Source organism: Blautia hansenii, from assembly GCF_013304445.1.
In the GTDB taxonomy this organism is placed as follows: Bacteria; Bacillota; Clostridia; order Lachnospirales; family Lachnospiraceae; genus Blautia.
The window spans coordinates 126497-152159 of record NZ_JAAITA010000003.1; the positions used below are offsets into that span (position 1 = coordinate 126497).

Consider the following 25663-nt stretch of genomic DNA (forward strand, 5'->3'; position numbering starts at 1 on the left):
CACATAAAATGGCAAACGTATCTGTTTATAATATGGAAGGCAAAGAAGTTGGAACAATGGAATTAAACGATGCAGTGTTCGGTGTTGAAGTCAACGACCACTTAGTGCATTTAGCAGTTGTTCGCCAGCTTGCAAATAATCGTCAGGGAACACAGAAAGCAAAAACACGTTCTGAAGTTTCCGGAGGCGGAAGAAAACCTTGGAGACAGAAAGGAACTGGTCATGCAAGACAGGGTTCAACAAGATCTCCACAGTGGACAGGCGGCGGAGTTGTATTCGCTCCTACACCAAGAGACTATTCCGTTAAGATGAATAAGAAAGAAAGAAGATTAGCTCTTAAATCCGCTCTGACAAGCAGAGTTCAGGAAAACAAGCTTATCGTTCTTGATGAACTGAAATTAGATGAAGTAAAAACAAAAGCAATGCAGAATGTTTTAAATAACTTAAATGTTTCTAAAGCAATGGTTGTTTTAGCTGACAACGATGCAAACGTAGTATTATCTGCAAGAAACATTCCTGATGTTATCACAGCACTGCCAAACACAATCAACGTATATGACGTGCTGAAATACAACACAGTAATCTTAACAAAAGCTTCTGCAGCAGCAATCGAGGAGGTATACGCATAATGGCAAACGTAAAGTATTATGATGTAATCCTGAAACCAGTTGTGACTGAAAAAAGTATGGCTGCTATGGGCGAGAAAAAATATACTTTCTTAGTTCACACAGATGCAAACAAAACAATGATTAAAGAAGCTGTTGAGAAAATGTTCGAAGGAACAAAAGTAAAATCTGTCAACACAATGAACTTAGACGGAAAGAACAAAAGACGCGGTATGACTTTTGGAAAAACTGCTAAGACAAAAAAAGCTATCGTTACATTGACAGAAGACAGCAAAGATATTGAAATCTTTGAAGGACTTTAATTTAAGTCTTTCGGTTACGAAAATATAGACAAGCAGTCGAGAAAAAATAATCCGATATTTGGCTGCGGCAAAGAAACACCAGGGCATGTTGAAAGCCCGATGGTGCAGTTATGAAAGGAGAGACAGTAATGGGAATTAAAACATACAGCCCATATACACCTTCCAGAAGACACATGACAGGTTCTGATTTCTCTGAAATCACAACTTCTACACCAGAGAAATCTCTGGTAGTGTCCTTAAAGAAAAATGCTGGACGTAATAATCAGGGTAAAATTACAGTTAGACACCGCGGAGGCGGAAACAGAAGAAAATACAGACTCATCGACTTCAAGAGAAGAAAAGATGATATCCCTGCAACAGTTAAAACCATCGAATACGACCCGAACAGAACAGCTAACATTGCTCTTATCTCATACGCTGACGGTGAGAAAGCATATATCTTAGCTCCAGAAGGTTTAAAAGTTGGTATGAAGATTATGAATGGTGCTAATGCCGAAGTAAGAGTTGGTAACTGCTTACCATTATCTGAAATTCCGGTTGGTACTATGATTCACAATATCGAGCTGTATCCGGGAAAAGGCGGACAGTTGGTTCGTTCCGCTGGTAACGGAGCACAGTTAATGGCAAAAGAAGGCAAATATGCAACACTTCGTCTGCCATCAGGTGAAATGAGAATGGTTCCATTAAACTGCCGCGCTTCTATCGGCGTTGTAGGAAATGGCGAGCACAGCCTTATCAACATTGGTAAAGCAGGACGTAAACGTCACATGGGTATCAGACCTACAGTTCGCGGTTCCGTTATGAACCCGAATGACCATCCACACGGTGGTGGTGAAGGTAAGACTGGTATCGGACGCCCAGGTCCATGTACACCATGGGGCAAACCGGCTCTTGGCTTGAAGACAAGAAAGAAAAAGAAACAGTCTAACAAGTTAATCGTAAGAAGAAGAGATGGTAAAACATTAGCTAAATAGTAGGAGGTAAGACAATGGCTCGTTCATTAAAAAAAGGACCGTTCGCAGATGAAAGCTTACTGAAAAAAGTAGACGCTATGAATGCTGCTGGCGATAAGACAGTTATCAAAACATGGTCACGTCGTTCCACAATTTTCCCTTCCTTCGTTGGACATACAATCGCTGTTCATGACGGAAGAAAACATGTGCCGGTGTATGTAACAGAAGATATGGTTGGTCACAAACTCGGTGAGTTCGTTGCAACCAGAACATACAGAGGACATGGAAAAGACGAGAAAAAATCAGGTGTTCGCTAATATTTGAAAGGAGGCTTTTATCATGGCAAAAGGACATAGAAGTCAGATTAAAAGAGCAAGAAATGCTAATAAAGATACAAGACCGTCTGCAAAATTATCCTACGCAAGAATGTCCGTACAGAAAGCTTGCTATGTACTGGATGTAATTCGTGGTAAAGATGTTCAGACAGCACTGGGTATCTTAACATACAACCCAAGATACGCTTCCAGCGTAATCAAAAAATTACTGGAATCAGCAATCGCAAACGCTGAAAACAACAACGGTATGAATCCGGAAAATCTTTACATTGCAGAGTGCTACGCTAACAAAGCACCGACAATGAAGAGAATTAAACCGAGAGCTCAGGGTAGAGCTTACAGAATCGAAAAGAGAAACTGCCATATTACTGTTGTGTTAGATGAGAGATAAGGAGGAGTATCATGGGACAGAAAGTTAACCCACACGGACTCAGAGTCGGAGTTATCAAAGACTGGGATTCCAAATGGTATGCTGAAGGCGATTTCGCTGATAACTTAGTAGAAGACTACAACATCAGAACATACCTGAAAAAGAAATTATACAGCGCAGGTGTTTCCAAGATTGAAATCGAAAGAGCATCTGACAGAGTAAAAATCATTATCTACACTGCAAAACCGGGTGTTGTTATCGGTAAAGGCGGTGCAGAAATCGAAAAAGTAAAAGTTGAATTACAGAAATTCACAGATAAAAAAGTAGTTGTTGATATCAAAGAAGTAAAAAGACCGGACAAAGATGCGCAGTTAGTAGCTGAAAACATTGCATTACAGCTGGAAAACCGTATTTCTTTCCGTCGTGCTATGAAATCTACAATGTCCAGAACAATGAAAGCCGGAGCAAAAGGTATTAAAACTTCCGTATCCGGACGTCTTGGCGGTGCTGATATGGCTCGTACAGAGTTCTACAGCGAAGGAACTATTCCGCTTCAGACATTAAGAGCAGATATCGACTATGGTTTCGCTGAAGCAGATACCACTTACGGCAAAGTTGGCGTAAAAGCATGGGTCTACAATGGCGAAGTACTTCCAACAAAAGGAACTAAGGAAGGGAGCGATAAATAATTATGTTAATGCCAAAAAGAGTTAAACGTCGTAAACAGTTTCGCGGTTCCATGAAAGGAAAAGCATTAAGAGGAAATAAAATCAATTACGGTGAATTCGGTTTAGTTGCAACAGAACCATGCTGGATTCGTTCCAACCAGATTGAAGCAGCCCGTGTTGCCATGACTCGTTACATCAAACGTGGTGGTAAAGTATGGATTAAAATTTTCCCAGATAAACCAGTAACAGCAAAACCAGCAGAAACACGTATGGGTTCCGGTAAAGGTGCCTTAGAATACTGGGTAGCAGTTGTAAAGCCAGGCAGAGTAATGTTTGAAATCGCAGGCGTTCCGGAAGAAACAGCTCGTGAAGCGTTACGTCTTGCGATGCACAAGTTACCATGTAAATGTAAAATCGTTTCTCGTGCAGACTTAGAAGGCGGTGATAACAGTGAAAATTAAAAATTATGTAGAAGATTTAAAAACAAAATCAGCTGCAGAATTACAGGAAGAATTAGTAGCTGCTAAAAAGGAACTCTTTAACTTGAGATTTCAGAATGCAACAAATCAGCTGGACAACACAAGCAGAATTAAAGAAGTTCGTAAGAACATCGCTAGAATCCAGACTCTGATTGCTCAGAAAGCAAACGCATAAGGAATTTATTCCTAGAAATAGAAAGGAGCAGCATAATCGTGGAAAGAAATCTTAGAAAAACACGTGTTGGTAAAGTTGTAAGTGACAAAATGGATAAGACCATTGTTGTAGCTATCGAAGACCACGTTAAACATCCTCTTTACGGAAAAATCGTAAAGAGAACATATAAATTAAAAGCGCATGATGAAGAAAACACATGCAATATCGGTGATACTGTAAAAGTTATGGAAACAAGACCATTATCCAAAGATAAAAGATGGAGACTTGTTGAAGTAGTAGAAAGAGCAAAATAATTTGTAAGGAGGAATCTAAGCATGATTCAACAGGAAAGTAGACTTAGAGTCGCTGACAATACAGGTGCAAAAGAAATCCTCTGCATCCGTGTTATGGGTGGTTCTACTAGAAGATATGCTAACATCGGTGATGTAATCGTTGCTACCGTTAAAGATGCAACACCAGGCGGTGTTGTGAAAAAAGGTGACGTTGTGAAGGCCGTTGTTGTTCGTACTGTAAAAGGTGTTCGTCGTAAAGATGGTTCTTACATCAAATTCGATGAAAACGCTGCTGTTATTATCAAAGATGACAAGACACCGAAAGGAACTCGTATTTTTGGACCAGTAGCCAGAGAGCTTCGTGACAAACAGTTTATGAAAATTGTTTCCTTAGCTCCGGAAGTATTATAGGAGGTAAGCCTGATGTTTAAGATTAAAAAAGGTGATACTGTTAAAGTTATCGCTGGTAAAGATAAAGACAAAGAAGGAAAAGTAATCTCTGTTAATCCGAAAAAAGGCGCTGTTCTGGTTGAAGGCGTAAACATGATAACAAAGCACACAAAACCTTCCATGGCTAATCAGCAGGGCGGTATTGTGAACAAAGAAGCTTGGATTGATGCATCTAACGTAATGGTTATGCATGAAGGAAAAGCTACCAGAGTAGGCTTTAAAGTTGAAGATGGTAAAAAAGTGCGTTTCGCTAAAACTACAGGAAAAGTAATCGATTAATAAGAGAGGAGGCCAATATAGTGAGCAGACTGAAAGAAACTTACAAAAATGAAATCGTAGATGCTATGATTAAAAAGTTTGGTTATAAGAATATCATGGAAGTGCCGAAACTCGATAAAATCGTTGTAAACATGGGTGTAGGCGAAGCCAAAGATAATGCTAAACTGTTAGACGCAGCAGTAGCTGATATGGAATTAATCACAGGTCAGAAAGCTGTTACAACAAAAGCGAAAAATTCCGTTGCGAACTTCAAAATTCGTGAAGGTATGCCAATCGGCTGTAAAGTAACATTAAGAGGCGAGAAAATGTATGAATTTGCTGACCGTCTCATCAACTTAGCACTGCCTCGAGTACGTGACTTCCGCGGCGTTAACCCAAATGCTTTTGACGGCAGAGGAAACTACGCTCTGGGAATCAAAGAGCAGTTAATTTTCCCTGAAGTGGAATATGATAAAGTCGATAAAGTAAGAGGTATGGATATTATTTTCGTAACTACTGCTAAAACAGACGAAGAAGCTCGTGAATTATTGACATTATTCAACATGCCATTTGCAAAGTAAGATAAATTAGGAGGGAAAATTCATGGCTAAGACAGCAATGAAAGTTAAACAGCAGCGCAAACAGAAATTCTCTACAAGAGAATACAGCCGTTGCCGTATCTGTGGACGTCCACATGCTTACTTGAGAAAATACGGTATCTGCCGTGTTTGCTTCCGTGAATTAGCATACAAAGGCCAGATTCCGGGAGTTAAAAAAGCAAGCTGGTAGGCCGAAAGCAACTTGGTGAAAGCAAGCCGCAAGGCGCGGCTTGAACCTTAGTGCGAGGCCGTTCCCGAACCTGGCTGTGAACACTTAGTGAGGCAAAGCCGAATTTAGTGTGAACGCTCATCTCGAACCTTAGCGAAAACGTAGTTTGAGCTTAGTTGAGAGATGTTTCCGCCAGAGTTGAGGGAACATACCCCTTCTTTAGGTGTTGGGGAGAGAATCTCCCTTATACCTGTCGGGGATTTTAAATAAAAAAATAATTAACATGAAAAGTCTAAATTATAGGAGGAAACTATCATGACAATGAGCGATCCAATCGCAGATATGCTTACAAGAATCCGTAACGCAAACACTGCAAAACACGATACAGTAGATGTACCAGCATCTAAAATGAAACTTGCTATTGCTGACATTCTGTTAAAAGAAGGTTACATTGCAAAATACGACGTTTTAGAAGACGGAGTATTCAAAACCATCCGCATCACATTAAAATACGGTGCAGACAAAAATGAAAAAATCATTACAGGTCTGAAGAGAATTTCCAAACCAGGTCTTCGTATTTACGCTGGAAGCCAGGAAATTCCAAGAGTATTAGGTGGATTAGGTATTGCAATCCTTTCTACAAACCAGGGAGTTATCACAGATAAAGAAGCTAGAAAACTTCATGTAGGTGGAGAAGTTCTGGCATTTGTTTGGTAGGCCGAAAGCAACTTAGTGCGAGGTCATTCATGAACCTTAACGAAACCGAGCCAAAGGCGAGAGTTGAGTTTAGTTGAGTGAACATACTTCCAAAAATCTGACAAACATCAGAATGTGTCCAAGCGAGTTTTTATTATGTCCAAGCGAGAGGATAACAGGACTTTGTCCTTTATCATAGATAAATAGTAATACTGAAAACAGAAGGGAACCATAATCGGCCCTTCCGAAAATCTAAGTAAGGAGGAAATTGGTATGTCACGAATTGGAAGACTGCCTGTAGCTGTTCCGGCAGGAGTAGAAGTTAAAATTGCTGAGAACAACGTAGTGACTGTAAAAGGTCCTAAAGGAACACTTGAAAAAGCGTTGCCTGTTGAAATGTCAATTAAGTTAGAAGATGGTCATGTTGTTGTTACTAGACCAAACGACTTAAAGAAAATGAAATCTTTACACGGTTTAACAAGAACACTTATCCAGAATATGGTAACAGGTGTTAGCCAGGGATACGAAAAAACTCTGGAAGTAAACGGTGTAGGTTATAAAGCAGCAAAACAGGGTAAGAAACTGGTATTGAGCTTAGGATATTCTCACCCGGTTGAGATGGAAGACCCAGAAGGTCTGGAATCCAAAGTAGACGGAAACAAAATCGTTGTATCCGGTATTGATAAAGAAAAAGTTGGCCAGTACGCTGCTGAAATCAGAGATAAGAGAAGACCTGAACCATACAAAGGTAAAGGTATTAAATATGCTGATGAAGTTATCAGACGTAAAGTTGGTAAAACTGGTAAGAAATAAGTAAGGAGAGTGTAAAAATGGTTAGTAAAGTATCAAGAGCGAAAGTTCGCGCAAAAAAACATAGAAGATTACGTAATCATCTCAGCGGTACAACTGCTACACCTCGTTTAGCAGTATTCCGCAGCAATAATCATATGTATGCTCAAATTATTGACGATACAGTTGGAAAAACTCTTGTTTCTGCTTCTACAACACAGAAAGAAGTAAAAGCTGAGTTAGAAAAAACCAATAACGTTGATGCTGCAGCATACTTAGGTACAGTAATTGGCAAAAGAGCAGTAGAAGCTGGTATTAAAGAAGTTGTATTCGACAGAGGCGGCTTCATTTACCACGGAAAAGTTAAAGCATTAGCAGACGCAGCAAGAGAAGCTGGGTTAGAATTCTAATAAGGGAGGAAATGAACACATGAAACGTTCTATCATTGATGCTAGTCAGTTTGAATTAGAAGAAAAAGTAGTGTCAATCAAGCGTGTAACAAAGGTTGTTAAAGGTGGTCGTAACTTCCGTTTCACAGCTTTAGTTGTTGTTGGTGACGGCAACGGACACGTTGGCGCTGGTTTAGGTAAAGCAACTGAAATTCCGGAAGCTATCCGCAAAGGAAAAGAAGATGCTATGAAAAAATTAGTTAGTGTAGCAAGAGACGAAAACGGAAGTATTACACATGACTATGTTGGAAAATTCGGAAGTGCAGAAATGCTCTTAAAGAAAGCTCCAGAAGGTACAGGTGTTATTGCCGGAGGTCCAGCTCGTGCGGTTATTGAACTTGCAGGTATTAAGAACATTCGTACAAAATGTATGGGTTCCCGTAACAAACAGAACGTAGTTCTGGCTACAATCGCAGGTTTAAGCCAGTTAAAGACTCCGGAAGAAGTTGCAAAACTTCGCGGAAAATCTGTAGATGAGATTTTTGCATAAGGAGGATTAAAAAATGGCAGATAAATTAAAAATCACTCTGGTGAAATCTACAATCGGTGCTGTTCCGAAACATAAAAAAACAGTGGAAGCATTAGGTTTAAGAAAACTGAACAAAACAGTGGAAATGCCGGACAATGCTGCAGTTCGCGGTATGATTCAGCAGGTAAGACACTTAGTTAAAGTTGAAGAAATCTAATTAATATAAAGAAGGAGGTGCCATCATGGAATTATCAAATTTAAGACCAGCTGAAGGTTCTAAACAGAGCGATAACTTCAGAAGAGGCCGTGGACACGGTTCAGGTAATGGTAAGACAGCAGGTAAAGGCCACAAAGGTCAGAAAGCACGTTCCGGTGCAAAGAGACCAGGTTTTGAAGGTGGTCAGATGCCTTTATATAGAAGACTTCCTAAGAGAGGCTTCAAGTGCAGAAACTCTAAGGAAATCATCGCAGTAAACGTTGATATCTTAAACAGATTTGAAGACGGTACTGAAGTGACACCAGCAGCTTTATTAGCTTCCGGTGCTATCTCCAAGTTAGGAGACGGTGTAAAACTTCTTGGTAACGGAGAACTTACTAAGAAATTAAATGTAAAAGTAAACGCTGTAAGCGAAAGCGCAAAAGCCAAAATCGAAGCCGCAGGTGGAACAGTTGAGGTGATCTAATGCTCAAGACTCTTAAGAATGCCTTTAAGATAAAGGATATAAGACGTCGAATTTTCTATGTATTCCTGATGTTGATTGTGATTCGTATTGGTTCACAGTTGCCGATTCCGGGAGTAAATAGTGATTATTTTAAAGAATGGTTTGCGAGCCAGTCCAGTGATGCGTTCAATTTTTTTGACGCCTTCACCGGCGGTTCCTTTACCGAAATGTCAATTTTTGCATTAAATATCACCCCATATATTACTTCTTCTATCATCATTCAGCTTTTGACCATTGCAATTCCAAAGCTGGAAGAAATGCAGCGTGATGGAGAAGAGGGCAGGAAGAAAATGACTGCAATCACCCGTTATCTGACTATCGGTCTTTCTTTATTCCAGTCTGTTGCCATGACAATCGGATTTGGTAATAAAGGTCTGATTCCAGATATGAATTTCGGCAAAGCAGTCGTTGTAGTAACCTGTCTGACAGCAGGCTCGGCATTATTAATGTGGATTGGTGAGCAGATTACTGACAAGGGTGTGGGAAACGGTATCTCTATTGTTTTGATGATTAATATCGTCTCCAGAATCCCAAGCGATATGGTGACTCTTTTTGACCAGTTTGTCAAAGGAAAGACCTATGCAAAGGGTGCTTTGGCAGCCGTAATTATTGCAGCTGTTATCCTGGTTGTTGTCGTTTTAGTATTAATCTTAAACGGCGGTATCAGAAGAATCCCTGTACAGTATTCTAAAAAGATGGTCGGCAGAAAAGTAATGGGCGGTCAGTCCAGTTCCATTCCTTTAAAGGTAAACACAGCAGGTGTTATTCCGATTATCTTTGCCTCTTCTTTGATGTCTTTCCCGGTTCTGATTGCAAGCTTCATGGGAAAAACGGGGGGAACAGGCGTCGGAAGCCAGATTCTGAAAGGACTTACTTCCAGCAACTGGTTTAATCCGAGTGAACCCATATATTCTATTGGTTTGGTCGTATACATTGTATTAGTTATCTTCTTTGCATATTTTTATACATCTATCACTTTCAACCCTATGGAAGTGGCAGATGATATGAAAAAGCGCGGTGGATTTATCCCGGGTATCCGTCCCGGAAAACCAACACAGGAATATCTGGAAAAAATCTTGAGTTATTTAATCTTCATCGGTGCTGCAGGTCTTGTAATCGTTGCAGTCATCCCGTTCTTCTTTAACGGTGTGTTCGGCGCGAATGTTTCCTTCGGAGGAACTTCACTTATCATCGTGGTAGGCGTTGTTCTGGAAACATTGAAACAGATTGAATCCCGCATGTTGGTTCGTAACTATAAAGGTTTTTTAAGTGAATAAAAGATAAGTTTAGGAAGAAACCGTCGCAGAGAAAGCAGTTTGACTGCTTTACAGGGCAAGAGAGGAGTCACAAGACTGTGGTTCTTCGTTGCTGCGGCGGTTTTTGCCATATTCGAAAGCGAAGTATCTTTTTGAAAGGGGTAAGGGTATGAAAATTATTATGTTAGGCGCTCCGGGAGCAGGAAAAGGTACACAGGCAAAGAAAATTGCCAAAAAGTATGAAATTCCTCATATCTCTACAGGAGATATTTTCAGAGCCAACATTAAGAACAATACAGAATTAGGGAAAAAAGCAAAAACTTACATGGATAAGGGGCTTTTGGTTCCGGATGAACTGACTGTGGATTTGGTCATTGACCGTGTACAGCAGGAAGACTGCAAAAATGGATACATTCTGGATGGTTTTCCAAGAACCATTCCGCAGGCAGAGAGTCTGGATGCAGCACTGGCAAAAATGGGAGAAAAAGTGGATTTTGCCATTAACGTAGAAGTTCCTGATGAAAATATTGTAAACCGTATGTCAGGACGCAGAGCCTGCGTAGGCTGCGGCGCAACTTATCATATCAAATACAATGCGCCGAAAACAGAAGATATCTGTGATGTCTGCGGCGAAAAGCTGGTGCTTAGAGAAGATGACCAGCCAGAGACAGTACTGAAACGTCTGGGAGTATACCATGACCAGACACAGCCTTTGATTGAATATTATGCAAAGGCCGGCGTGCTGAAAGAAGTAGACGGCACCGTTGATATGGAAGATGTTTTTCAGGCGATTGTCAGCGTGTTAGGAGAGTAAAAGATGTCAGTAACAATAAAAACTGCCAGAGAGATAGAATTAATGAGAGAAGCCGGAAGACTTCTGGAAAAAGTGCACGATGAACTGGGCGCTTTTATTAAGCCGGGAATCAGTACTCTGGATATTGACCGGCTTGGAGAAAAATTAATCCGAAGTCTGGGCTGTACCCCTAACTTTTTAAATTATAATGGATACCCTGCTTCCATCTGTGTATCTGTCAATGATGAGGTTGTACATGGAATCCCGAAAAAGAACCGGATTCTGCAGGAAGGAGATATTGTAAGTCTGGATGCAGGTCTGATTTACAAAGGATACCATTCTGATGCAGCCCGTACCCATGCAGTGGGACAGATTTCACCGGAAGCGCAGAAGCTGATGGATGTGACGAAGCAGAGCTTTTTCGAGGGCATGAAATATGCGAAAGCCGGAAATCATTTGAATGATATCTCTTCTGCTATCGGCGGTTATGCAGAAAAATTCGGCTATGGTGTAGTTCGCGACCTGGTAGGACACGGAATCGGAACTCATCTTCATGAAGATCCTCAGATTCCTAATTTTCCCCAGAGACGCAGAGGAATCCGTCTGGTTCCGGGAATGACTCTGGCGATTGAGCCTATGATTAATCAGGGCAGAGCCGATGTAGAGTGGCTGGATGATGACTGGACCGTAGTAACCGAGGACGGTTCTTTATCCGCACATTACGAGAACACCATTCTCATTACCGAAGGTGAACCTGAAATTCTCACCCTGAGTAAATAAGGGAGGTTCTATGAGAGCATTTGTAAAAGGCATGCTGGCCCGTTCCAAGGCAGGGCACGATACCGGAAAACTGTTTGTAGTTATGCAGGCAGAGGAAGAGTTTGTGTATCTGGCAGACGGCCGGTGCCGGACCCTGGATAAGCAGAAAAAAAAGAGAAGAAAGCACATTCAGATTATTTACAGAATACCCGCCCTTCTTCAGGAAAAAATGGAAAAAGGCGAAGAACTGCGGGATGAAGATATCAGAAAAGCCATTAAAGATTATGAAAAGAATCAGCAGGAGGTTTAATTTATGTCAAAGGCAGACGTTATTGAAGTAGAAGGAACTGTGTTAGAAAAATTACCTAACGCTATGTTCAAAGTAGAGCTGGAAAACAAACATGTGATTTTAGCACACATCAGCGGAAAGCTGAGAATGAATTTTATCCGTATTCTTCCGGGAGATAAGGTGACCATTGAGATGTCCCCATACGATTTGAGCAAAGGAAGAATTATCTGGAGAGATAAATAAAAACGAAAAAAGAGGGGGCGGCGCTTTTGGCTGCAGACACAATTTCTGTGCTGCAGGCAGAAGCGCCGCCTTTTGCTGTTTCATGGACTTATAGTTTGTCGTACATCTTTTCTGCACTGTCACTGGTTTTCAGCAATAAGAATTTGCGTATGGAAAAAATAACGGCAATGGCCACAACGCCTATAAGGGTTTCCGTCATATTCAGATGTTCCACAACCATCTGCCTGGCGATAGCAAACATCAGAACTTCCAGCAGGTTTTCTGCCGTGTGTTTGGCCAGCATTTTTACGAACTCCACACCGATAAGAAGTGTAAGCGCATCGCCAAGAAATGCGGTAAACTGCTCAGCAGTGATTTCCAGAAGAGGAATTGTGATAAAATTATGTACCATGGGAATGATAAGTATCACAATTACAAGCAGTATGACTGCAGACAACAGAATTTCCGTATAGCGGGAAACCGTATAGATGATTTCATTCAGTTTTCGTTTCATATCCGAGGCAAAAGCTCTCCTTTCTGATAGTTTTGAGTTGAAATGAATTTGTAATAATTGATAGATTTATCATACCATAAGAAAGAGAGAAAACGAAGAAAAATATGAAAAGTTGGGAAAATTTCCGGCAGAAGTTCCGTAGATTCTTCCGTGAAAACCGTAAAAACACAGGAAAAGCAGAAAAAAATCAGAGTTTAAGAAATGGAAAAAGATGGTAAAATAGCGGATTATCTGTAACAAAAACTTAAAAAAATCCAAGTTTTTACTTGCAAAACACCCGTTTCTATGATATTATATACAGGAAGTTTGAAAAATGTTTCGAAAATGTTACAGAATTTTGACGGAGTGTAAAAATTAATTTTGGAGAGGTACATAAAAGTATGAAAAAAAGATTATTATGTCTGTCACTGATTTTTGCTATGACAGCGGCACAGGTGATGCCTGTATCAGCTGCAAGAAAAGATGATTTACAGGCCGAGAAGTCTGCAACACAGAGTAAATTGTCAGAGGCTGAGTCAAAGGCAAGTAGTTTGGAAAGCAAAAAGAATGCATTAATGGGACAGATTGATTCCACTCAGCAGGAATTGGTAAGTGTTATTTCACAGATTGAAATTCTTGATGAGGATATTAAAGAAAAAGAAGCTGACATTGAAAAAACAAAAGAAGACCTTAAGAAGGCAGAAGCTGACCGTGACGAACAGTACGAAGCTATGAAGCTGAGAATTCAGTACATGTATGAAAACGGCGGCAATGATACATGGGCACAGATTTTATTAGAGTCTGACAGTATTGCGTCTATGCTGGCGAAAGCAGAAAATACAGAGAAGATGTATGCTTACGACAGAGATGAATTACAGAAAATGAAAGATATTGTTCAGGAAGTGACTGACCTGGAAGAAAAGCTGGAAGGCGAGAAAGCAGAATTGGAAACTGCTAAAAATGAGCAGGAAGGCATGAAAGCTTCTCTTCAGACGAAAGTGGACAACTTAAAAGCAAACGCAGAAGATTATGAAGCACAGATTGCGTCTGCAAGAGCACAGGCTCAGGAATACAAAAACTTGATTGAACAGCAGAACGCAGAACTGAAGAAAATTCAGGAACAGGAAGCGGCAGCAGCAAAAGCAGCACAGGAAGCGGCTAAGAAGAAAACACAGCAGAGCAACACAAATACAGGAAATGCTGTTACAGGCGGTACTACAACAAACAACAATGGTGGTACAAGCAACAATAATAATAACAATAACAATACATCTTCTACAGATGACAGCAGCAACGATAGCAGTGAAAACACAAACAGTGGAAATACCAATACAGATACAACACCGGATACAGATGCAGGAAGCAGTAACAGCGGAAGCACACAGGAAGATAACTCTTCTTCTGCACCGTCCTATGACAGCAGCACAGGCGCAGCGGTTGTAGCTTATGCAAAACAGTTTATCGGTAATCCGTATGTATACGGCGGAAACAGTCTGACAAACGGTATTGACTGTTCCGGATTTACACAGCAGATATTTGCGCACTTCGGATACAGCCTTCCGCGTACAAGTGATGCACAGGCAAATTCTGGTGTAGGAATTGATTATTCTGAATCTCGTGCAGGTGATATTATTGTATATCCTGGACATGTGGCAATCCTTACAGGAGATGGCGGAATCGTACATGCTTCCAACAGCGCTCCGTATCCAAAGGGTGGTATTAAATATACAGCGAACGCGTTATATCGTTCTTATATCGCAGTTAGACGTATTGTGCAGTAATTAGAAGATAGAAGAAAAGAATACATAAAAATAGAGAGCAGTTCTTTTGTTGAATTCAACACGGGAATTGCTCTTTTTTTGAAAGAAAGAGGTAAAATATGGGATTTTCTTTAGATGTCAGTGTGCCGGTTTTCACGGTGTTTCTGCAAGGACTTATCAGCTTTTTCTCTCCCTGTATTCTTCCCCTGATTCCCCTGTATATCGGCTATTTGTCAGGTGGAACAGGCACCATGGGCGAAGACGGGAAAATGCATTATAAAAAGAGCAAGGTGATGCTGCATACCTTTTGTTTTGTAATCGGCGTCAGTTTTGCCTTTTTTCTTCTGGGGCTGGGATTTTCTGCTATGGGAGAATTTTTTAAGAGCAACCAGGCTTTGTTTGCCAGAATCGGCGGGATTCTGGTAGTGTTTCTGGGGCTGTATCAGTTAGGGGTATTTGGGAGCAGCAAGATTCTGGGAAATGAGCGAAGGCTGCCTCTGAAGCTGAACGTATTGGCCATGTCCCCCATAACGGCGCTGCTTATGGGATTTACCTTCAGCTTTGCCTGGACGCCCTGTGTGGGACCGGCGCTTACCAGTGTTTTGCTTATGGCAGCTTCTGCCAGTACCCGTGGCATGGGATTTCTGCTTATTGGTGTGTACACAGTAGGATTTGTACTTCCGTTTCTGGCTGTGGGACTTTTCACCTCCACAGTCCTGGAATTTTTTAAAAGTCACGGGAAGGCCGTGCGCTATACTGTGAAAGCGGGCGGTGTTTTGATGGTTCTCATGGGAGTTTTGATGTTTACCGGAAAGATGAATTCCGTTACCGGATATTTGTCCGGAGTGCCGGCAGATACGGTTCAGGAAAAAGAGGAGAGTAAGACAGAAGAAGAGAATACATCTGCAGGTACAGAAGAAACTGTTACACCGGCTGTAGATTTTACGCTGAAAGACCAGTATGGCAATACCCACACCCTTTCAGAATATAAAGGGAAAACCGTGTTTTTGAATTTCTGGGCAACCTGGTGTCCCCCCTGTAAAGCGGAAATGCCTGATATTCAGAAAATTTATGAGGAATATCAGGAAAAAGGAGATGACAGCCTGGTGATTCTGGGAATCGCGGCGCCAAACTGGGGGCAGGAGCAGTCCCAGGAGGGCATAACAGCCTTTTTGGAGGAAATGGGATATACTTACCCGGTAGTTATGGATACCACGGGAGAAATGTTTATGGCTTATGGAATCAGTTCTTTTCCTACGACGTTTATGATTGACAAGGAGGGAAACGTGTTCGGATATGCCAGCGGACAGTTAAGCGAGGATATGATGCGAAGCATTATCCGGCAGACGGTGGAAGGGAAAAGAGAATAGAGAAGTTTTGCAGAAAAAATTCCATTGTTATGGTTTGGTTATTTTTCTGTGTTAGAATCCTTTCTGTAAATAGGAAATAAAGCTATTTACAGAAAGGATTTTATATTATGAAGGATTGGATTTTGGAGACCAGACATTTAACAAAAAGTTATAAAGGACAGCAGGCTGTCAGCGATATTTCTTTGAAGATTCCAAGAAATGGTGTTTATGGACTTTTGGGGCCGAATGGGGCCGGAAAGTCTACAACACTCAAAATGCTTACTGGGATTCTGAGGCCAGACAGTGGAGCGGTGATTTTTGACGGAAAGATATGGAAAAGAGAAATGCTTTCTGAGATTGGGGCTCTGATAGAAGCACCAGCACTTTATGGAAATCTGACGGCAAGAGAGAATCTTGGGATACATGCGACTTTAATGGGGCTGCCAAAGGAACGGATAGAGGAAGCGCTTGAGATTGTGGATTTAAAAGATACAGGGAAAAAGAGAACTGCCCAGTTTTCTATGGGGATGAAGCAGCGTATGGGGATAGCAATTGCTTTGTTAAATCATCCCAGATTGTTGATTTTGGATGAGCCCACCAATGGACTTGACCCTTTTGGCATACAGGAACTGCGGGAAATGATAGCTTCTTTCGGACGGCAGGGAATCACGGTGATTCTGTCCAGCCATATTTTATCTGAGGTATCTCAAGTCGTGGATGAAATTGGTATTATCAGCCAGGGACGCTTATTGTTTCAAGGTGTGCCGGATACGCAGGAGAATCTGGAACAGTTTTTTAACGAAGTCATTTTAAAAGGGGGAAAGAACCATGAAAGAGCTTAAAGCAGAACTTTTAAAATATCGCAGAACATTTACCGGAAAACTAATTGTGTGGATTCCTTTGTTCTTTGCTGTTTATGCCTTTGTCATTGGCATGATTATGGAAAATAGTTCACAGGCCCAGAAAATGGCATATACAGGAACAAGCTGGGCTGTGTTTTTGGCACTGGTTTTCAACTGGTGGTCTTTTCTGTTTATGCCCCTTGGTATGGGACTTTTTGGAACATTAGTGGCCTGGCAGGAAAAGCGGGCCGGAAACTGGCGCGTGCTGCAGATTCACGCAAACCCACCAAGACGGCAGTGGATCGCGAAAATCGGCGGAATGGCGGTTTATTCTCTGTTTTCTTCCCTGGTGCTCATATTGGTGACGGTGGTGACAGGATTTTTCACAGCGCAGGGAATTATGCCTTTTGCACGTATTGTGGCGGGCGCTCTTCTTTGCTGGCTGACTTCTCTCGCGCTGATTCCCATACAGCTTTGGGCAGCGGCAGCAGGTGGAATGTCCGTAAGCCTTGGTATGGGATTTGCGGGAATGTTTGCGGGGGTGTTTTTGGCACCTGAAAAATACTGGGTATTTTGTCCGTGGAGCTGGCCTGTGAGACTTATGTGCCCGATTATTGGGGTACATCCCAATGGCGTGCTGCTTTCGCCGGATAGTCCCCTGCGAAATGCTTCTGTTATTTGGGCAGGAACCGTCCTTTCTTTGGGAATATTTTTGGTACTTACACTTCTTACGGGAATTTGGTTTGAGAGGAGGGAGGTGGCATGAGAATCTTTGTAGCTGAATGGATGAAAACCAGACACACCATCCTTCACAGGCTGGTACTTCTGATACCTTTGTTTTGCTCTTTGGCAGTTCTGGGATATGCGGCCTACAGGAAAAACAGTTTTTCGCTGGCCTTTTTTTACCAGGGATTTTTTCTTATATGGTCGGCGGTGCTTCTCCCATTAGGTGTGGGAATTTTGACAGGTATTCTGGTTCATGAGGAGGAAGAGGCAGGAAATTTTTATGGATTGCTGCAGTGCAGTAGAAAGAGAAGCAGTTTATATCTGGGAAAATTTTCAGCAGCATTGGTTTTCTTGACAGGCAGTACCTTTTTGACTACACTGATAATCAGTACAGGGCTGTGTTTTCTTTTGCAGAAGGAAAGGGGAGTGGGGCTGTTTTTGACGGCTGCTTGTTTGGCCGTATGTGGAGTGCTCCCCGTTTTAGCAGTTCATTTGTGGATAAGTTTCGCATTTGGCATGGGAGCTTCTGTGGGAGTTGGGATTTGCGGCTTACTGCTGGCAGTTCTTCTGGGGAGCACATCTTTGGGAGACCATATCTGGTATGCGGTTCCGTGGACTTATCCGGTGAAAATGGCGATGTTTCCTATGGCCTTTTCTATGTTTCCGGAGAATATGCGCACAGAAGCAGAAAAACCCTTTGTACTGGCCTTTGCATTGAGTCTCGTGCTTAGTGTGCTTATTCTGGCAGGGAGCATGCTCTGGTTTGAAAAATGGGAAGGACGAGGTGGAAACCGTTGAGTAGAATTTTGATAATTGATGATGAGAAAGATTTAGTTTCTCTTCTGGATAAAAAATTGAAGAAAAACGGTCATGAGGTTTTGACGGCTAAGGATGGTGAAGAAGGTATGAAATTGGCGGCACATTTTCCGGATTTGATTCTTTTGGATATCATGATGCCCAAAATGAATGGATTTGAAGTATGCCGCAGTATCCGGGAACGGGTGTATTGTCCCATTCTGTTTCTGAGTGCAAGGCAGTCGGAGTCAGATAAACTCAAAGGTTTTGCCCTTGGGGGAGATGATTATATTACGAAACCCTTTGGTATACGGGAATTGATGGCAAAAATCGAGGCAAATCTACGCAGGGAACAACGTATGCAGTGTATACAGGTAGAAAGAAAGCGCACCAGACTGTACTTCGGAAATCTCACGCTGGATATGCAGGGGAGGAGTGTTCGGATTGGAGAAAAAGAAATTCCTCTTACCAGAACCGAGTATGACATTGTGGAATTTCTGGCCCTTCATGCAGGGCAGGTATTCACCAAAGAACAGATATACGAATGCGTATGGGGATATGATGGAACCGGAGATAATACAACGGTGGTAGAACGGATTAAAAAAATCCGGGGAAAATTTGCTGAAGCGGAATCCGGAATACAGTATATTTCCACAGTATGGGGGATTGGATATAAATGGAACTGAAAAAAATGTCGATTGTTGCTCAATTTCGTATGAATCTTGTGAAAATTCTTGTCTCTACGATTTTGACTTCGGTTTTGACGTATGTGCTGGCCGTTTTTGTGTTTTTGTTTGCAGAGGGAACAGGCAGTATTTATCCGGAAAATTATTATGAACAGCAGATACCTGAGATTGAGGAGTATCTGCAAAGACAGCAAAAGAGCGGAATGTCGGCGGTGCAGCAAGAGGAACTGAATAAACTGGTGCAGGGAGAAGACTTTTTTTATCAGGCAGTAGACCGTCAGGGCAAGTTTTTGTATGGCACTTATGAAGAAACGATTTTTTTTTCGGAAGAAGAGATGTATGAGAAAATAAATACAACGGCAAAAGTGGGAAATCATTATGTGTATATTGTGCCTGTGATTGACAGCGCCGGAAAAATCGATGGTGCGGTAGCGCTTGTTTATGGCTTGCGTCTGTCTGTAGTAAACAGTGGGAAAGCCTGGATAAGTATAGCGCTGTTTTGCGTTTTGAGCTGTCCTTTTTTCTATATGATTTTGTTTACCGCACTCTTTTCCAGAAGATTTGCAGGGAATCTGACGAAGCCATTGCGTATGCTGGAAGAAGGAGCCCGGCAGATAGAGCGGAAAAATCTGAATTTCGAGATTTCCTATGCAGCAGACAATGAATTGGGGCAATTATGCAGAGCCTTCTCTTCCATGCAGGAGGAATTAAAAAAATCTCTGTCCCGTCAATGGAAGATGGAGCAGGAGCGGACAGAGACGGTAGAAGCGCTGGCCCATGATTTGAAATCGCCCCTCTCTATTATTAAGGCTTATACAGAAGCTATGGAAGATGATACGGAGATAGATCAGGAGCAGAGCGCATACCTTTCAGTCATTGAAGAAAACATAGAAAAGAGTATTTCTTTGGTGAAACAAATGCAGTATACTTCGGAGATTACCTCTCCCGACATTCACATAGACCAAAATCAGGTGGACTTGCGGGAGTTCCTCTGGAAAAAACAAAAAGACTATGAAATACAGGCAAGGGAGAAACAAATTTCCATACAGCTTGTTTTTTCAGAGACTTTGCCAGCGCGGATAGAAACAGATAAAAAGAAACTGGAAAGGATTCTGGACAATGTGGTGTCCAACAGCATCGCGTATACGCCTTTGGGAGGACGGATTGAAATAAGGGCAGAGGCAGATGAGGAATGTATTTTTTATTTTATTGAAGATACGGGAAAAGGATTTACCTTGAAGGATATGGAAAAAGCCATGGAAAAATTTTATCGCGGAGATGAAGCACGTTCCAGCGAAGGGGCACATTCCGGTTTGGGGTTGTATATTGTTTGGCGGCTTTCTCAGGTGCTGGGCGGTTCGGTGGAAATTGGGAACAGAGAGAGCGGAGGTGCCTGGGTGAAAGTCTGGCACAGGTGGAAGTAGCTGCTTTTTCATAAATGAAAAAACCGGTCATAGGAAATTTGTTCCAATGACCGGTTTTTAAGAAATAAAAAAAGCGCGAGACGGGACTCGAACCCGCGGCCTCGACCTTGGCAAGGTCGCGCTCCACCAACTGAGCCACTCGCGCATAAGCGGGTGATGGGAATCGAACCCACATATCCAGCTTGGAAGGCTGGTGTTCTACCACTGAACTACACCCGCAGGTTATTTTGTTTTTGTCTTGCTCGCTTAAGACTTGTTTATCATACACCAGGAAGAAACAAATGTCAACACTTTTTTGAAAAAAATTTTTGAATTTTTCAAAAAGTGTATATAATACATATAATTTAAAAAACAGACGGCCTCTCGGAGGAAGAATGCCGCCTGTTTTCCGTATATGATTTTTTATTTTACAGGACTCAGCATAAATTACGGTTGCTTTACAAACCGTTCATAGATATAGCGGTTAGCCGCTTCCTCCTGGCTGTCATCCAGAGGAGACAGTTCTGCAGTTCCGTATTTCCGTTTCAGTGCATTGGAAAGCAGGTAATCGCACAGATGGGGATTTTTTGGCAGAAGGGGGCCATGGAGATAAGTTCCCACGACGTTTTTGTAGAGAACGCCTTCACAGCCGTCTTCTCCGTTATTTCCGTGTCCGTAGAGCACGTTTCCAAGAGGTTTGTTGTCTCCGATGTATGTCCGTCCTCCATGATTTTCAAAGCCCACAATGGGAAGGGCGAAATCCGGATTTTCCAGAACAATGTTGTCAATGAGTCTTGGGCTGCCCTGTTCTGTGTACAAATCCACAAGGGCAAGTCCTTCAATGGTACCTTCCTCGGTTTTGTAATAATGCCCAAGAAGCTGATAGCCGCCACAGACAGCCAGAACACTGCCGCCGTCTTCGACATAGGATTTAAAATTTTCCTGAATACTTCGCAGTTTACTGCACACAATCATCTGCTCCCGGTCAGAACCACCGCCCAGCAGCACAATGTCCAGGGAAGAGAAATTTACAGAATCCTCCAGGGCGAATTCTATGGTTTCCGCTTCAATGCCTCTCCACTCACAGCGTTTCATCATGCACTGAATGTTTCCACGGTCTCCGTACAGATTCAGAAGGTCAGGATATAGATGCCCGATAGTAAGTTTCATGATTTTCTGCCCTCCATTTTCTTCAAAATATTGTGTGTGGTGTAAAGTCCCGTATAGTTTACCAGAACGTATAAATTTTTCACACCGTTTTCGATTTTGGCGGAAATGGCTTTTTCAATGTCCGATTCTGCCTCGCAGGGAATGTCCACATATTTCAAACGAAGCTGCATGTCCCGGAAACGGATACCGCAGACCGTGATAGAAGCCGCATGGGTATCTTTTAATCGGTCAAAGTCCACATCCCAGAGCCAGGAAACGTCTGTGCCGTCCTGACTGTTGTCGTTAATGAGAATGATAATGTCTTTTGGTGTTTGGTCTGTCATCACTGCGGAAATGTTCTGGTTAAAACCTGCCGGATTTTTTGCCAGATTCAGCATGACCTTGGTTCCTCTAATCTGGAACAATTCGTTTCTGCCGAACTGTGGGGTGTAGTCCCCCAGAATTTTATTAAAATTGTCCAGAGGAATGCCTGCCACAGAAGCAGCAGCATATACTGCCAGAATATTGTATACATTATAAAAGCCCCGGTAATTGGTTTTAATATGAAAATCCTTTACATCAAAGGCAATGCCATTGGAAAGAGAAATGTTTTCTCCATCGTAATCCGGTATGGGGCGTTTAAAGCCGCATTTGGAACAGTAGTAATCGCCCAGCTGGCTGTAGTGATAAAAGTTGTACTGCATTTTCGCTCCGCAGCATTTGCAGAACTGTCCCTCCCGTATTTCCCGGCTGTTTTCTTCTGCAAGCACCGGGCGGCTGATGCCATAGGATACCCGGGCGTTTTCGTTTTCCAGAGCCAGGTAGGAGGAGAGAGAATCGTCTGCATTAAATAAAAGCTTCATTTTTGGGGCCATTTTCATGGCTTTTGACAACAGATTCATGGTAATGTCAATTTCCCCGTACCGGTCCAGCTGATCCCGAAACAGGTTGGTGAGCACCATGTAGTCCGGCTGAAAATGAGGGAATACGCGTACTGTAGAGGCTTCGTCAATTTCAATACAGGCATAATCCGCTTTTAAATGTCCCGTAAATCCTGCATTTAGCACAAAGGCAGAAACTACCCCGTTTAACATATTGGAACCTGTGCGGTTGCAGACCACTTTTTTGCCATTGGCTTCCAAAACAGAGGACAGAAGGTTGTTAGTGGTTGTCTTTCCATTGGTGCCGCAGACTACAAAGATTTCCTGCTTTACTTCTTTGGCCAGTTCTTTGAGAATAGGCGGATAAATGGCAAGAGCCGCTTTTCCGGCCAGCGTCACTCCCTGCTTTCCTGTGAGCCGGCAGGCGGTTTTGATGATGTGGGCGCTCCACACCGCGAAAAGTCTTCGTATATTCATAGTCAATTCATTCCTTTTGCTTTTTCACAACATAAATTGTGAGAATAGTATTGTGGTTTTTCATGATTCATTATACATAAACTGGAGAGAGAGTACAACTAAAATCAATGCCAGCAGATAGGGGAAAAAACGATCCCTTGAAAAAACTCCGCAAAAAAGAACGGAAAAATGAGAAAAAATGGTTGAAATTTCCCGGCGCATATGATAAGATTGCTTTGTTGCTGTAAGACAGCAATATACGAAAAGCCCAGATAGCTCAGTTGGTAGAGCAGAGGACTGAAAATCCTCGTGTCGCTGGTTCGATTCCGGCTCTGGGCATTTTTTTATAACCAAAATGTCTTTGTGTAGAAGACAAATATCTTTGGTATAAAGAATGATAAAGCAGAAAGGAAGGATGGAAACGATGTATTCATTGGAAGAAATCAGAAACACAGACCCTGAAATTGCAGATTGTATCTGCAAAGAGGTAGAGCGTCAGAATTCGCATATTGAGCTGATTGCCTCAGAAAACTGGGTGAGTAAAGCCGTGATGGCTGCTATGGGAAGCCCTCTCACCAACAAATATGCAGAAGGCTATCCGGGAAAGCGGTATTATGGAGGCTGTGAGTGTGTAGATGAGATAGAGCAGCTTGCCATGGAAAGAGCAAAAGAACTGTTTGGGTGCGAGTATGTCAATGTGCAGCCCCATTCCGGTGCACAGGCCAATATGGCAGTTTTCTTTGCTATGCTGAAACCAGGTGACACGGTGATGGGGATGAATCTGGCTCACGGCGGTCATCTTTCCCATGGAAGTCCGGCCAATTTTTCCGGTGCATATTTTAACATTGTTCCTTATGGAGTTAACGAAGAGGGTGTCATTGATTATGAAGAGGTACGAAAAATTGCCATGGAAGCAAAGCCGAAGATGATTGTTGCAGGGGCAAGCGCTTACTGCAGAATCATTGACTTCAAGAAATTCCGGGAAATCGCAGACGAGGTTGGCGCTTATCTTATGGTAGATATTGCTCATATTGCCGGTCTGGTGGCAGCAGGTCTGCATCCGAGTCCCATTCCCTATGCCCATGTGACCACTACGACTACGCACAAAACGCTGCGGGGACCAAGAGGCGGTATGATTATGAGCAGCAATGAGGTGGCAAAGCAGTTTAATTTCAATAAAGCAGTGTTTCCTGGTATTCAGGGAGGCCCCCTGATGCATGTCATTGCCGCGAAAGCCGTTTGTTTTAAAGAAGCTCTGCAGCCAGAGTACAAAGAATATCAGCAGGGAATTGTGAAGAATGCAAAGGCGCTGTGTGAGGGACTTTTAAAGAGAGGTATTCAGATTGTGTCCGGCAAGACAGAAAATCATCTCATGCTGGTGGATTTAAGAGGAACAGGCGTTACAGGAAAAGAGATGGAACATCTTTTAGATGAGGCGAATATTACCTGCAACAAAAATGCCATTCCCAATGACCCGGAGTCTCCTTTCGTAACCAGCGGTGTCCGTCTGGGCACCGCAGCCGTAACCTCAAGAGGTATGAACGAAGAGGATATGGATAAGATTGCAGAAGCTATTGCCATTATGGTAAAAGACAGAAGCCGTAAAGAGGAAGCAAAGAAAATCGTAAAAGAACTGACCGATAAATATCCATTGAATGCATAAAACCAATTGTGTGTGAAGTTTTGAAAACGGTCTTTGCAAAGCATGCTCAGTGGTTGGTCAGTTTGATTTTGTGAAAAGCGTCCTGCGCCGCAACGGCTCCGTCATTGGCAGCGGTTACCACCTGCCGCAGCACTTTTTGGCATACATCGCCGGCCCCGTAAAGCAGGGGAACGGAAGTTTCCATAGATTCATCGACCAGCATATAGCCCTGTTCATCCAGCACTCCCAGAGGTTTTAAGAAATCAGTTACCGGGTCTGCACCAATATAAGGAAAAATACCGGAAACAGGCAATATTTTTTCTTCCTGGGAAGAGATATCTGCAATTTTCAGACCGCTGACTTTTCCGTTTTCTGAAAGAACCTCTTTAGGAACAGCCTTTTGGATAATTTCAATTTTTGCATTTTCTTTTGCGGCATCTACGGCGATTTTGTCTGCTCGAAAGACGTCTCTGCGCATGATAAGATAGACTTTAGAAGCAAACTGTGTCAGATAAACCGCTTCTTCAAGGGCTGAGTTTCCGCCGCCGATGACAGCTACTTCCCGGTCACGGAAGAAAGCGCCGTCACAGACAGCACAGTAGGAAACACCGCGTCCGATATGTTCCTGTTCGCCGGGAATGTTCATGAGGCGTTCTTTCGTTCCCGTAGCCACAAGGACTGCCGGGGCTGCGAAAATAGTTCCGTCTTCGCAGACTACTTGTTTTTTTTCACCGTCCGTGATGGAAACCACTTTTCCGTATTCGTATACAGCTCCGAAGCTGGTGGAATGTGTGAACATATCCATGGCAAGCTGAGAGCCGGGTTCCTGCAGGATGCCGGGCCAGTTGCTGATTTCATTGGTTTTCAGCAGCTTGCCTCCCGGCGCACCGCTCTCTAAAAGAGCGGTTTTCAGTCCTGCCCGGGAAGCGTAGACGGCGGCGGTCATGCCTGCCGGTCCCGCCCCGATGATGATGAAATCGTATTCTTTTGTCATAGTCATTCGCCTTTCTCTTTTTTATAAAGCCTTTAATTTCTGCTCCAGAACGGGTTTCGGGAGAAAACCGATAGCGGAATCCTTCACTTCTCCGTCCTTTAAGAAAAACAGTGACGGTACGGTTGTGACATTCCAGGTTCTGGTAAGCTCCGGATTTTCGTCGATGTCTACTTTCACAATTTTATAGTCTGTCTGCTCTTCCTGAAGCTGTTCCAGTACCTGTCCCAGCATTTTGCAAGGGCCGCACCAGGTTGCAAAAAAATCTAAGAGCACCGGTTTTTCGGATTTTAGTACTTCTTTTTCAAATTCCTGTTCGTTTATGTGTAAAATTGCCATAATCTTAATCTCCTTTATGATTTATTTTTAAATTTGTGTTTGTTTTCTATG

General features: G+C 42.5%; 37 protein-coding genes and 3 tRNA genes. 33 read left to right on the forward strand and 7 right to left on the reverse strand.

Annotation, left to right across the window (positions count from 1 at the left end; genetic code table 11):
• The first annotated feature begins 8 nt into the window (after positions 1-8).
• The 24 genes from rplD (at position 9) to infA (ending at position 12121) form a co-directional block, all read left to right on the forward strand.
• Positions 9-629, forward strand: coding sequence for a 50S ribosomal protein L4 (rplD, locus tag G5A70_RS03990; RefSeq protein ID WP_173748281.1), 621 nt, complete (start codon positions 9-11; stop codon positions 627-629).
• Positions 629-928: a 50S ribosomal protein L23 gene (gene rplW, locus G5A70_RS03995; protein WP_111918166.1), complete on the forward strand. Its 300-nt coding sequence runs from the start codon at positions 629-631 to the stop codon at positions 926-928. Before rplD ends, rplW begins: the two co-directional genes overlap by 1 nt.
• A 128-nt stretch (positions 929-1056) precedes the next feature.
• The gene (gene rplB, locus G5A70_RS04000; protein WP_173748283.1) at positions 1057-1902 is read left to right on the forward strand and encodes a 50S ribosomal protein L2; all 846 of its coding nucleotides are present in this window, start codon (positions 1057-1059) and stop codon (positions 1900-1902) included.
• 14 nt (positions 1903-1916) lie between these two features.
• Positions 1917-2198 carry a 30S ribosomal protein S19 gene (rpsS, locus tag G5A70_RS04005; protein ID WP_003022807.1) on the forward strand — a complete coding sequence of 94 codons (282 nt, stop codon included), beginning with the start codon at positions 1917-1919 and terminating at the stop codon, positions 2196-2198.
• Positions 2199-2220: 22 nt separating this feature from the next.
• The gene (gene rplV / locus G5A70_RS04010; RefSeq protein WP_003022804.1) at positions 2221-2607 is read left to right on the forward strand and encodes a 50S ribosomal protein L22; all 387 of its coding nucleotides are present in this window, start codon (positions 2221-2223) and stop codon (positions 2605-2607) included.
• Positions 2608-2618: 11 nt separating this feature from the next.
• A complete protein-coding gene (gene rpsC / locus G5A70_RS04015; protein WP_173748285.1) occupies positions 2619-3275 on the forward strand; it encodes a 30S ribosomal protein S3 in 657 nt (218 codons plus the stop codon).
• 2 nt (positions 3276-3277) lie between these two features.
• On the forward strand, positions 3278-3715 hold the full coding sequence (gene rplP, locus G5A70_RS04020; protein WP_003022799.1) for a 50S ribosomal protein L16: 438 nt from the start codon (positions 3278-3280) through the stop codon (positions 3713-3715).
• Positions 3705-3908 (forward strand): 50S ribosomal protein L29, encoded by a 204-nt coding sequence (gene rpmC / locus G5A70_RS04025; protein ID WP_003022797.1) that lies wholly within the window; start codon positions 3705-3707, stop codon positions 3906-3908. Before rplP ends, rpmC begins: the two co-directional genes overlap by 11 nt.
• A gap of 38 nt (positions 3909-3946) precedes the next feature.
• A complete protein-coding gene (gene rpsQ / locus G5A70_RS04030) occupies positions 3947-4201 on the forward strand; it encodes a 30S ribosomal protein S17 (RefSeq protein ID WP_291683089.1) in 255 nt (84 codons plus the stop codon).
• Positions 4202-4222: 21 nt separating this feature from the next.
• Complete coding sequence (gene rplN / locus G5A70_RS04035; protein WP_022303899.1) at positions 4223-4591, forward strand: 50S ribosomal protein L14; 369 nt, start codon at positions 4223-4225, stop codon at positions 4589-4591.
• 12 nt (positions 4592-4603) lie between these two features.
• The gene (rplX, locus tag G5A70_RS04040; RefSeq protein WP_111918173.1) at positions 4604-4909 is read left to right on the forward strand and encodes a 50S ribosomal protein L24; all 306 of its coding nucleotides are present in this window, start codon (positions 4604-4606) and stop codon (positions 4907-4909) included.
• 20 nt (positions 4910-4929) lie between these two features.
• Positions 4930-5469 (forward strand): 50S ribosomal protein L5, encoded by a 540-nt coding sequence (gene rplE, locus G5A70_RS04045; protein ID WP_111918175.1) that lies wholly within the window; start codon positions 4930-4932, stop codon positions 5467-5469.
• Between the two features lie 22 nt (positions 5470-5491).
• Positions 5492-5677, forward strand: a complete 186-nt coding sequence (locus G5A70_RS04050; protein ID WP_003022786.1) for a type Z 30S ribosomal protein S14 — start codon at positions 5492-5494, stop codon at positions 5675-5677.
• Positions 5678-5971: 294 nt separating this feature from the next.
• Complete coding sequence (gene rpsH / locus G5A70_RS04055) at positions 5972-6373, forward strand: 30S ribosomal protein S8 (RefSeq protein WP_111918177.1); 402 nt, start codon at positions 5972-5974, stop codon at positions 6371-6373.
• A 252-nt stretch (positions 6374-6625) separates the two neighbouring features.
• Positions 6626-7165 carry a 50S ribosomal protein L6 gene (gene rplF, locus G5A70_RS04060; protein WP_173748287.1) on the forward strand — a complete coding sequence of 180 codons (540 nt, stop codon included), beginning with the start codon at positions 6626-6628 and terminating at the stop codon, positions 7163-7165.
• Between the two features lie 17 nt (positions 7166-7182).
• Positions 7183-7551 carry a 50S ribosomal protein L18 gene (rplR, locus tag G5A70_RS04065; protein ID WP_173748289.1) on the forward strand — a complete coding sequence of 123 codons (369 nt, stop codon included), beginning with the start codon at positions 7183-7185 and terminating at the stop codon, positions 7549-7551.
• Positions 7552-7570: 19 nt separating this feature from the next.
• Positions 7571-8080, forward strand: a complete 510-nt coding sequence (gene rpsE, locus G5A70_RS04070) for a 30S ribosomal protein S5 (RefSeq protein ID WP_173748291.1) — start codon at positions 7571-7573, stop codon at positions 8078-8080.
• A 13-nt stretch (positions 8081-8093) separates the two neighbouring features.
• Positions 8094-8276: a 50S ribosomal protein L30 gene (gene rpmD, locus G5A70_RS04075; RefSeq protein WP_087271709.1), complete on the forward strand. Its 183-nt coding sequence runs from the start codon at positions 8094-8096 to the stop codon at positions 8274-8276.
• 25 nt (positions 8277-8301) lie between these two features.
• The gene (rplO, locus tag G5A70_RS04080) at positions 8302-8742 is read left to right on the forward strand and encodes a 50S ribosomal protein L15 (RefSeq protein WP_173748293.1); all 441 of its coding nucleotides are present in this window, start codon (positions 8302-8304) and stop codon (positions 8740-8742) included.
• Entirely contained in the window at positions 8742-10058 is a 1317-nt protein-coding gene (secY, locus tag G5A70_RS04085) for a preprotein translocase subunit SecY (protein WP_173748295.1), read from the forward strand. The genes rplO and secY overlap by 1 nt, the downstream gene beginning before the upstream one ends.
• A 148-nt stretch (positions 10059-10206) precedes the next feature.
• Positions 10207-10851 carry an adenylate kinase gene (locus G5A70_RS04090; protein ID WP_173748297.1) on the forward strand — a complete coding sequence of 215 codons (645 nt, stop codon included), beginning with the start codon at positions 10207-10209 and terminating at the stop codon, positions 10849-10851.
• A 3-nt stretch (positions 10852-10854) separates the two neighbouring features.
• On the forward strand, positions 10855-11610 hold the full coding sequence (gene map / locus G5A70_RS04095) for a type I methionyl aminopeptidase (protein ID WP_173748299.1): 756 nt from the start codon (positions 10855-10857) through the stop codon (positions 11608-11610).
• A gap of 10 nt (positions 11611-11620) precedes the next feature.
• Positions 11621-11899, forward strand: coding sequence for a KOW domain-containing RNA-binding protein (locus tag G5A70_RS04100; RefSeq protein WP_173748301.1), 279 nt, complete (start codon positions 11621-11623; stop codon positions 11897-11899).
• A gap of 3 nt (positions 11900-11902) precedes the next feature.
• On the forward strand, positions 11903-12121 hold the full coding sequence (infA, locus tag G5A70_RS04105; RefSeq protein ID WP_003022750.1) for a translation initiation factor IF-1: 219 nt from the start codon (positions 11903-11905) through the stop codon (positions 12119-12121).
• A gap of 88 nt (positions 12122-12209) precedes the next feature.
• Here the strand turns inward: infA and G5A70_RS04110 are convergent, their stop codons facing one another.
• Positions 12210-12614: a phosphate-starvation-inducible PsiE family protein gene (locus G5A70_RS04110; RefSeq protein ID WP_173748303.1), complete on the reverse strand. Its 405-nt coding sequence runs from the start codon at positions 12612-12614 to the stop codon at positions 12210-12212.
• Between the two features lie 380 nt (positions 12615-12994).
• On the opposite strand from G5A70_RS04110, the gene G5A70_RS04115 reads away from it, so the two are divergent.
• The 7 genes from G5A70_RS04115 to G5A70_RS04145 all read left to right on the forward strand — a co-directional run bounded on the left by G5A70_RS04115 (position 12995) and on the right by G5A70_RS04145 (position 20175).
• Entirely contained in the window at positions 12995-14374 is a 1380-nt protein-coding gene (locus G5A70_RS04115) for a C40 family peptidase (RefSeq protein ID WP_173748305.1), read from the forward strand.
• A gap of 98 nt (positions 14375-14472) precedes the next feature.
• The gene (locus G5A70_RS04120) at positions 14473-15723 is read left to right on the forward strand and encodes a cytochrome c biogenesis protein CcdA (RefSeq protein WP_173748307.1); all 1251 of its coding nucleotides are present in this window, start codon (positions 14473-14475) and stop codon (positions 15721-15723) included.
• Positions 15724-15830: 107 nt separating this feature from the next.
• The gene (locus G5A70_RS04125; RefSeq protein ID WP_173748309.1) at positions 15831-16544 is read left to right on the forward strand and encodes a lantibiotic protection ABC transporter ATP-binding protein; all 714 of its coding nucleotides are present in this window, start codon (positions 15831-15833) and stop codon (positions 16542-16544) included.
• On the forward strand, positions 16531-17310 hold the full coding sequence (locus tag G5A70_RS04130) for a lantibiotic immunity ABC transporter MutE/EpiE family permease subunit (protein ID WP_173748311.1): 780 nt from the start codon (positions 16531-16533) through the stop codon (positions 17308-17310). The genes G5A70_RS04125 and G5A70_RS04130 overlap by 14 nt, the downstream gene beginning before the upstream one ends.
• Positions 17307-18068: a lantibiotic immunity ABC transporter MutG family permease subunit gene (locus G5A70_RS04135; protein ID WP_173748313.1), complete on the forward strand. Its 762-nt coding sequence runs from the start codon at positions 17307-17309 to the stop codon at positions 18066-18068. The genes G5A70_RS04130 and G5A70_RS04135 overlap by 4 nt, the downstream gene beginning before the upstream one ends.
• Positions 18065-18751, forward strand: a complete 687-nt coding sequence (locus G5A70_RS04140; protein ID WP_173748315.1) for a response regulator transcription factor — start codon at positions 18065-18067, stop codon at positions 18749-18751. Before G5A70_RS04135 ends, G5A70_RS04140 begins: the two co-directional genes overlap by 4 nt.
• Positions 18742-20175 carry a HAMP domain-containing sensor histidine kinase gene (locus G5A70_RS04145; protein ID WP_173748317.1) on the forward strand — a complete coding sequence of 478 codons (1434 nt, stop codon included), beginning with the start codon at positions 18742-18744 and terminating at the stop codon, positions 20173-20175. The genes G5A70_RS04140 and G5A70_RS04145 overlap by 10 nt, the downstream gene beginning before the upstream one ends.
• Positions 20176-20247: 72 nt before the next feature.
• Here the strand turns inward: G5A70_RS04145 and G5A70_RS04150 are convergent.
• The 4 genes from G5A70_RS04150 to G5A70_RS04165 form a co-directional block, all read right to left on the reverse strand.
• Positions 20248-20320: transfer RNA gene (locus G5A70_RS04150), tRNA-Gly, on the reverse strand.
• Between the two features lie 3 nt (positions 20321-20323).
• Positions 20324-20394 (reverse strand) — tRNA-Gly (locus G5A70_RS04155).
• 207 nt (positions 20395-20601) lie between these two features.
• Positions 20602-21324 (reverse strand): type 1 glutamine amidotransferase, encoded by a 723-nt coding sequence (locus tag G5A70_RS04160; protein ID WP_173748319.1) that lies wholly within the window; start codon positions 21322-21324, stop codon positions 20602-20604.
• Complete coding sequence (locus G5A70_RS04165; protein ID WP_173748321.1) at positions 21321-22661, reverse strand: MurT ligase domain-containing protein; 1341 nt, start codon at positions 22659-22661, stop codon at positions 21321-21323. The genes G5A70_RS04160 and G5A70_RS04165 overlap by 4 nt, the downstream gene beginning before the upstream one ends.
• 245 nt (positions 22662-22906) lie before the next feature.
• Here G5A70_RS04165 and G5A70_RS04170 point away from each other — a divergent pair.
• Positions 22907-22979 (forward strand) — tRNA-Phe (locus G5A70_RS04170).
• Between the two features lie 85 nt (positions 22980-23064).
• Entirely contained in the window at positions 23065-24303 is a 1239-nt protein-coding gene (gene glyA / locus G5A70_RS04175) for a serine hydroxymethyltransferase (RefSeq protein ID WP_173748323.1), read from the forward strand.
• Positions 24304-24349: 46 nt separating this feature from the next.
• Here glyA and trxB read toward each other — a convergent pair whose 3' ends face one another.
• Positions 24350-25282, reverse strand: coding sequence for a thioredoxin-disulfide reductase (trxB, locus tag G5A70_RS04180; protein WP_226853496.1), 933 nt, complete (start codon positions 25280-25282; stop codon positions 24350-24352).
• A 15-nt stretch (positions 25283-25297) separates the two neighbouring features.
• A complete protein-coding gene (gene trxA / locus G5A70_RS04185; protein ID WP_173748325.1) occupies positions 25298-25612 on the reverse strand; it encodes a thioredoxin in 315 nt (104 codons plus the stop codon).
• Between the last annotated feature and the right edge of the window lie 51 nt (positions 25613-25663).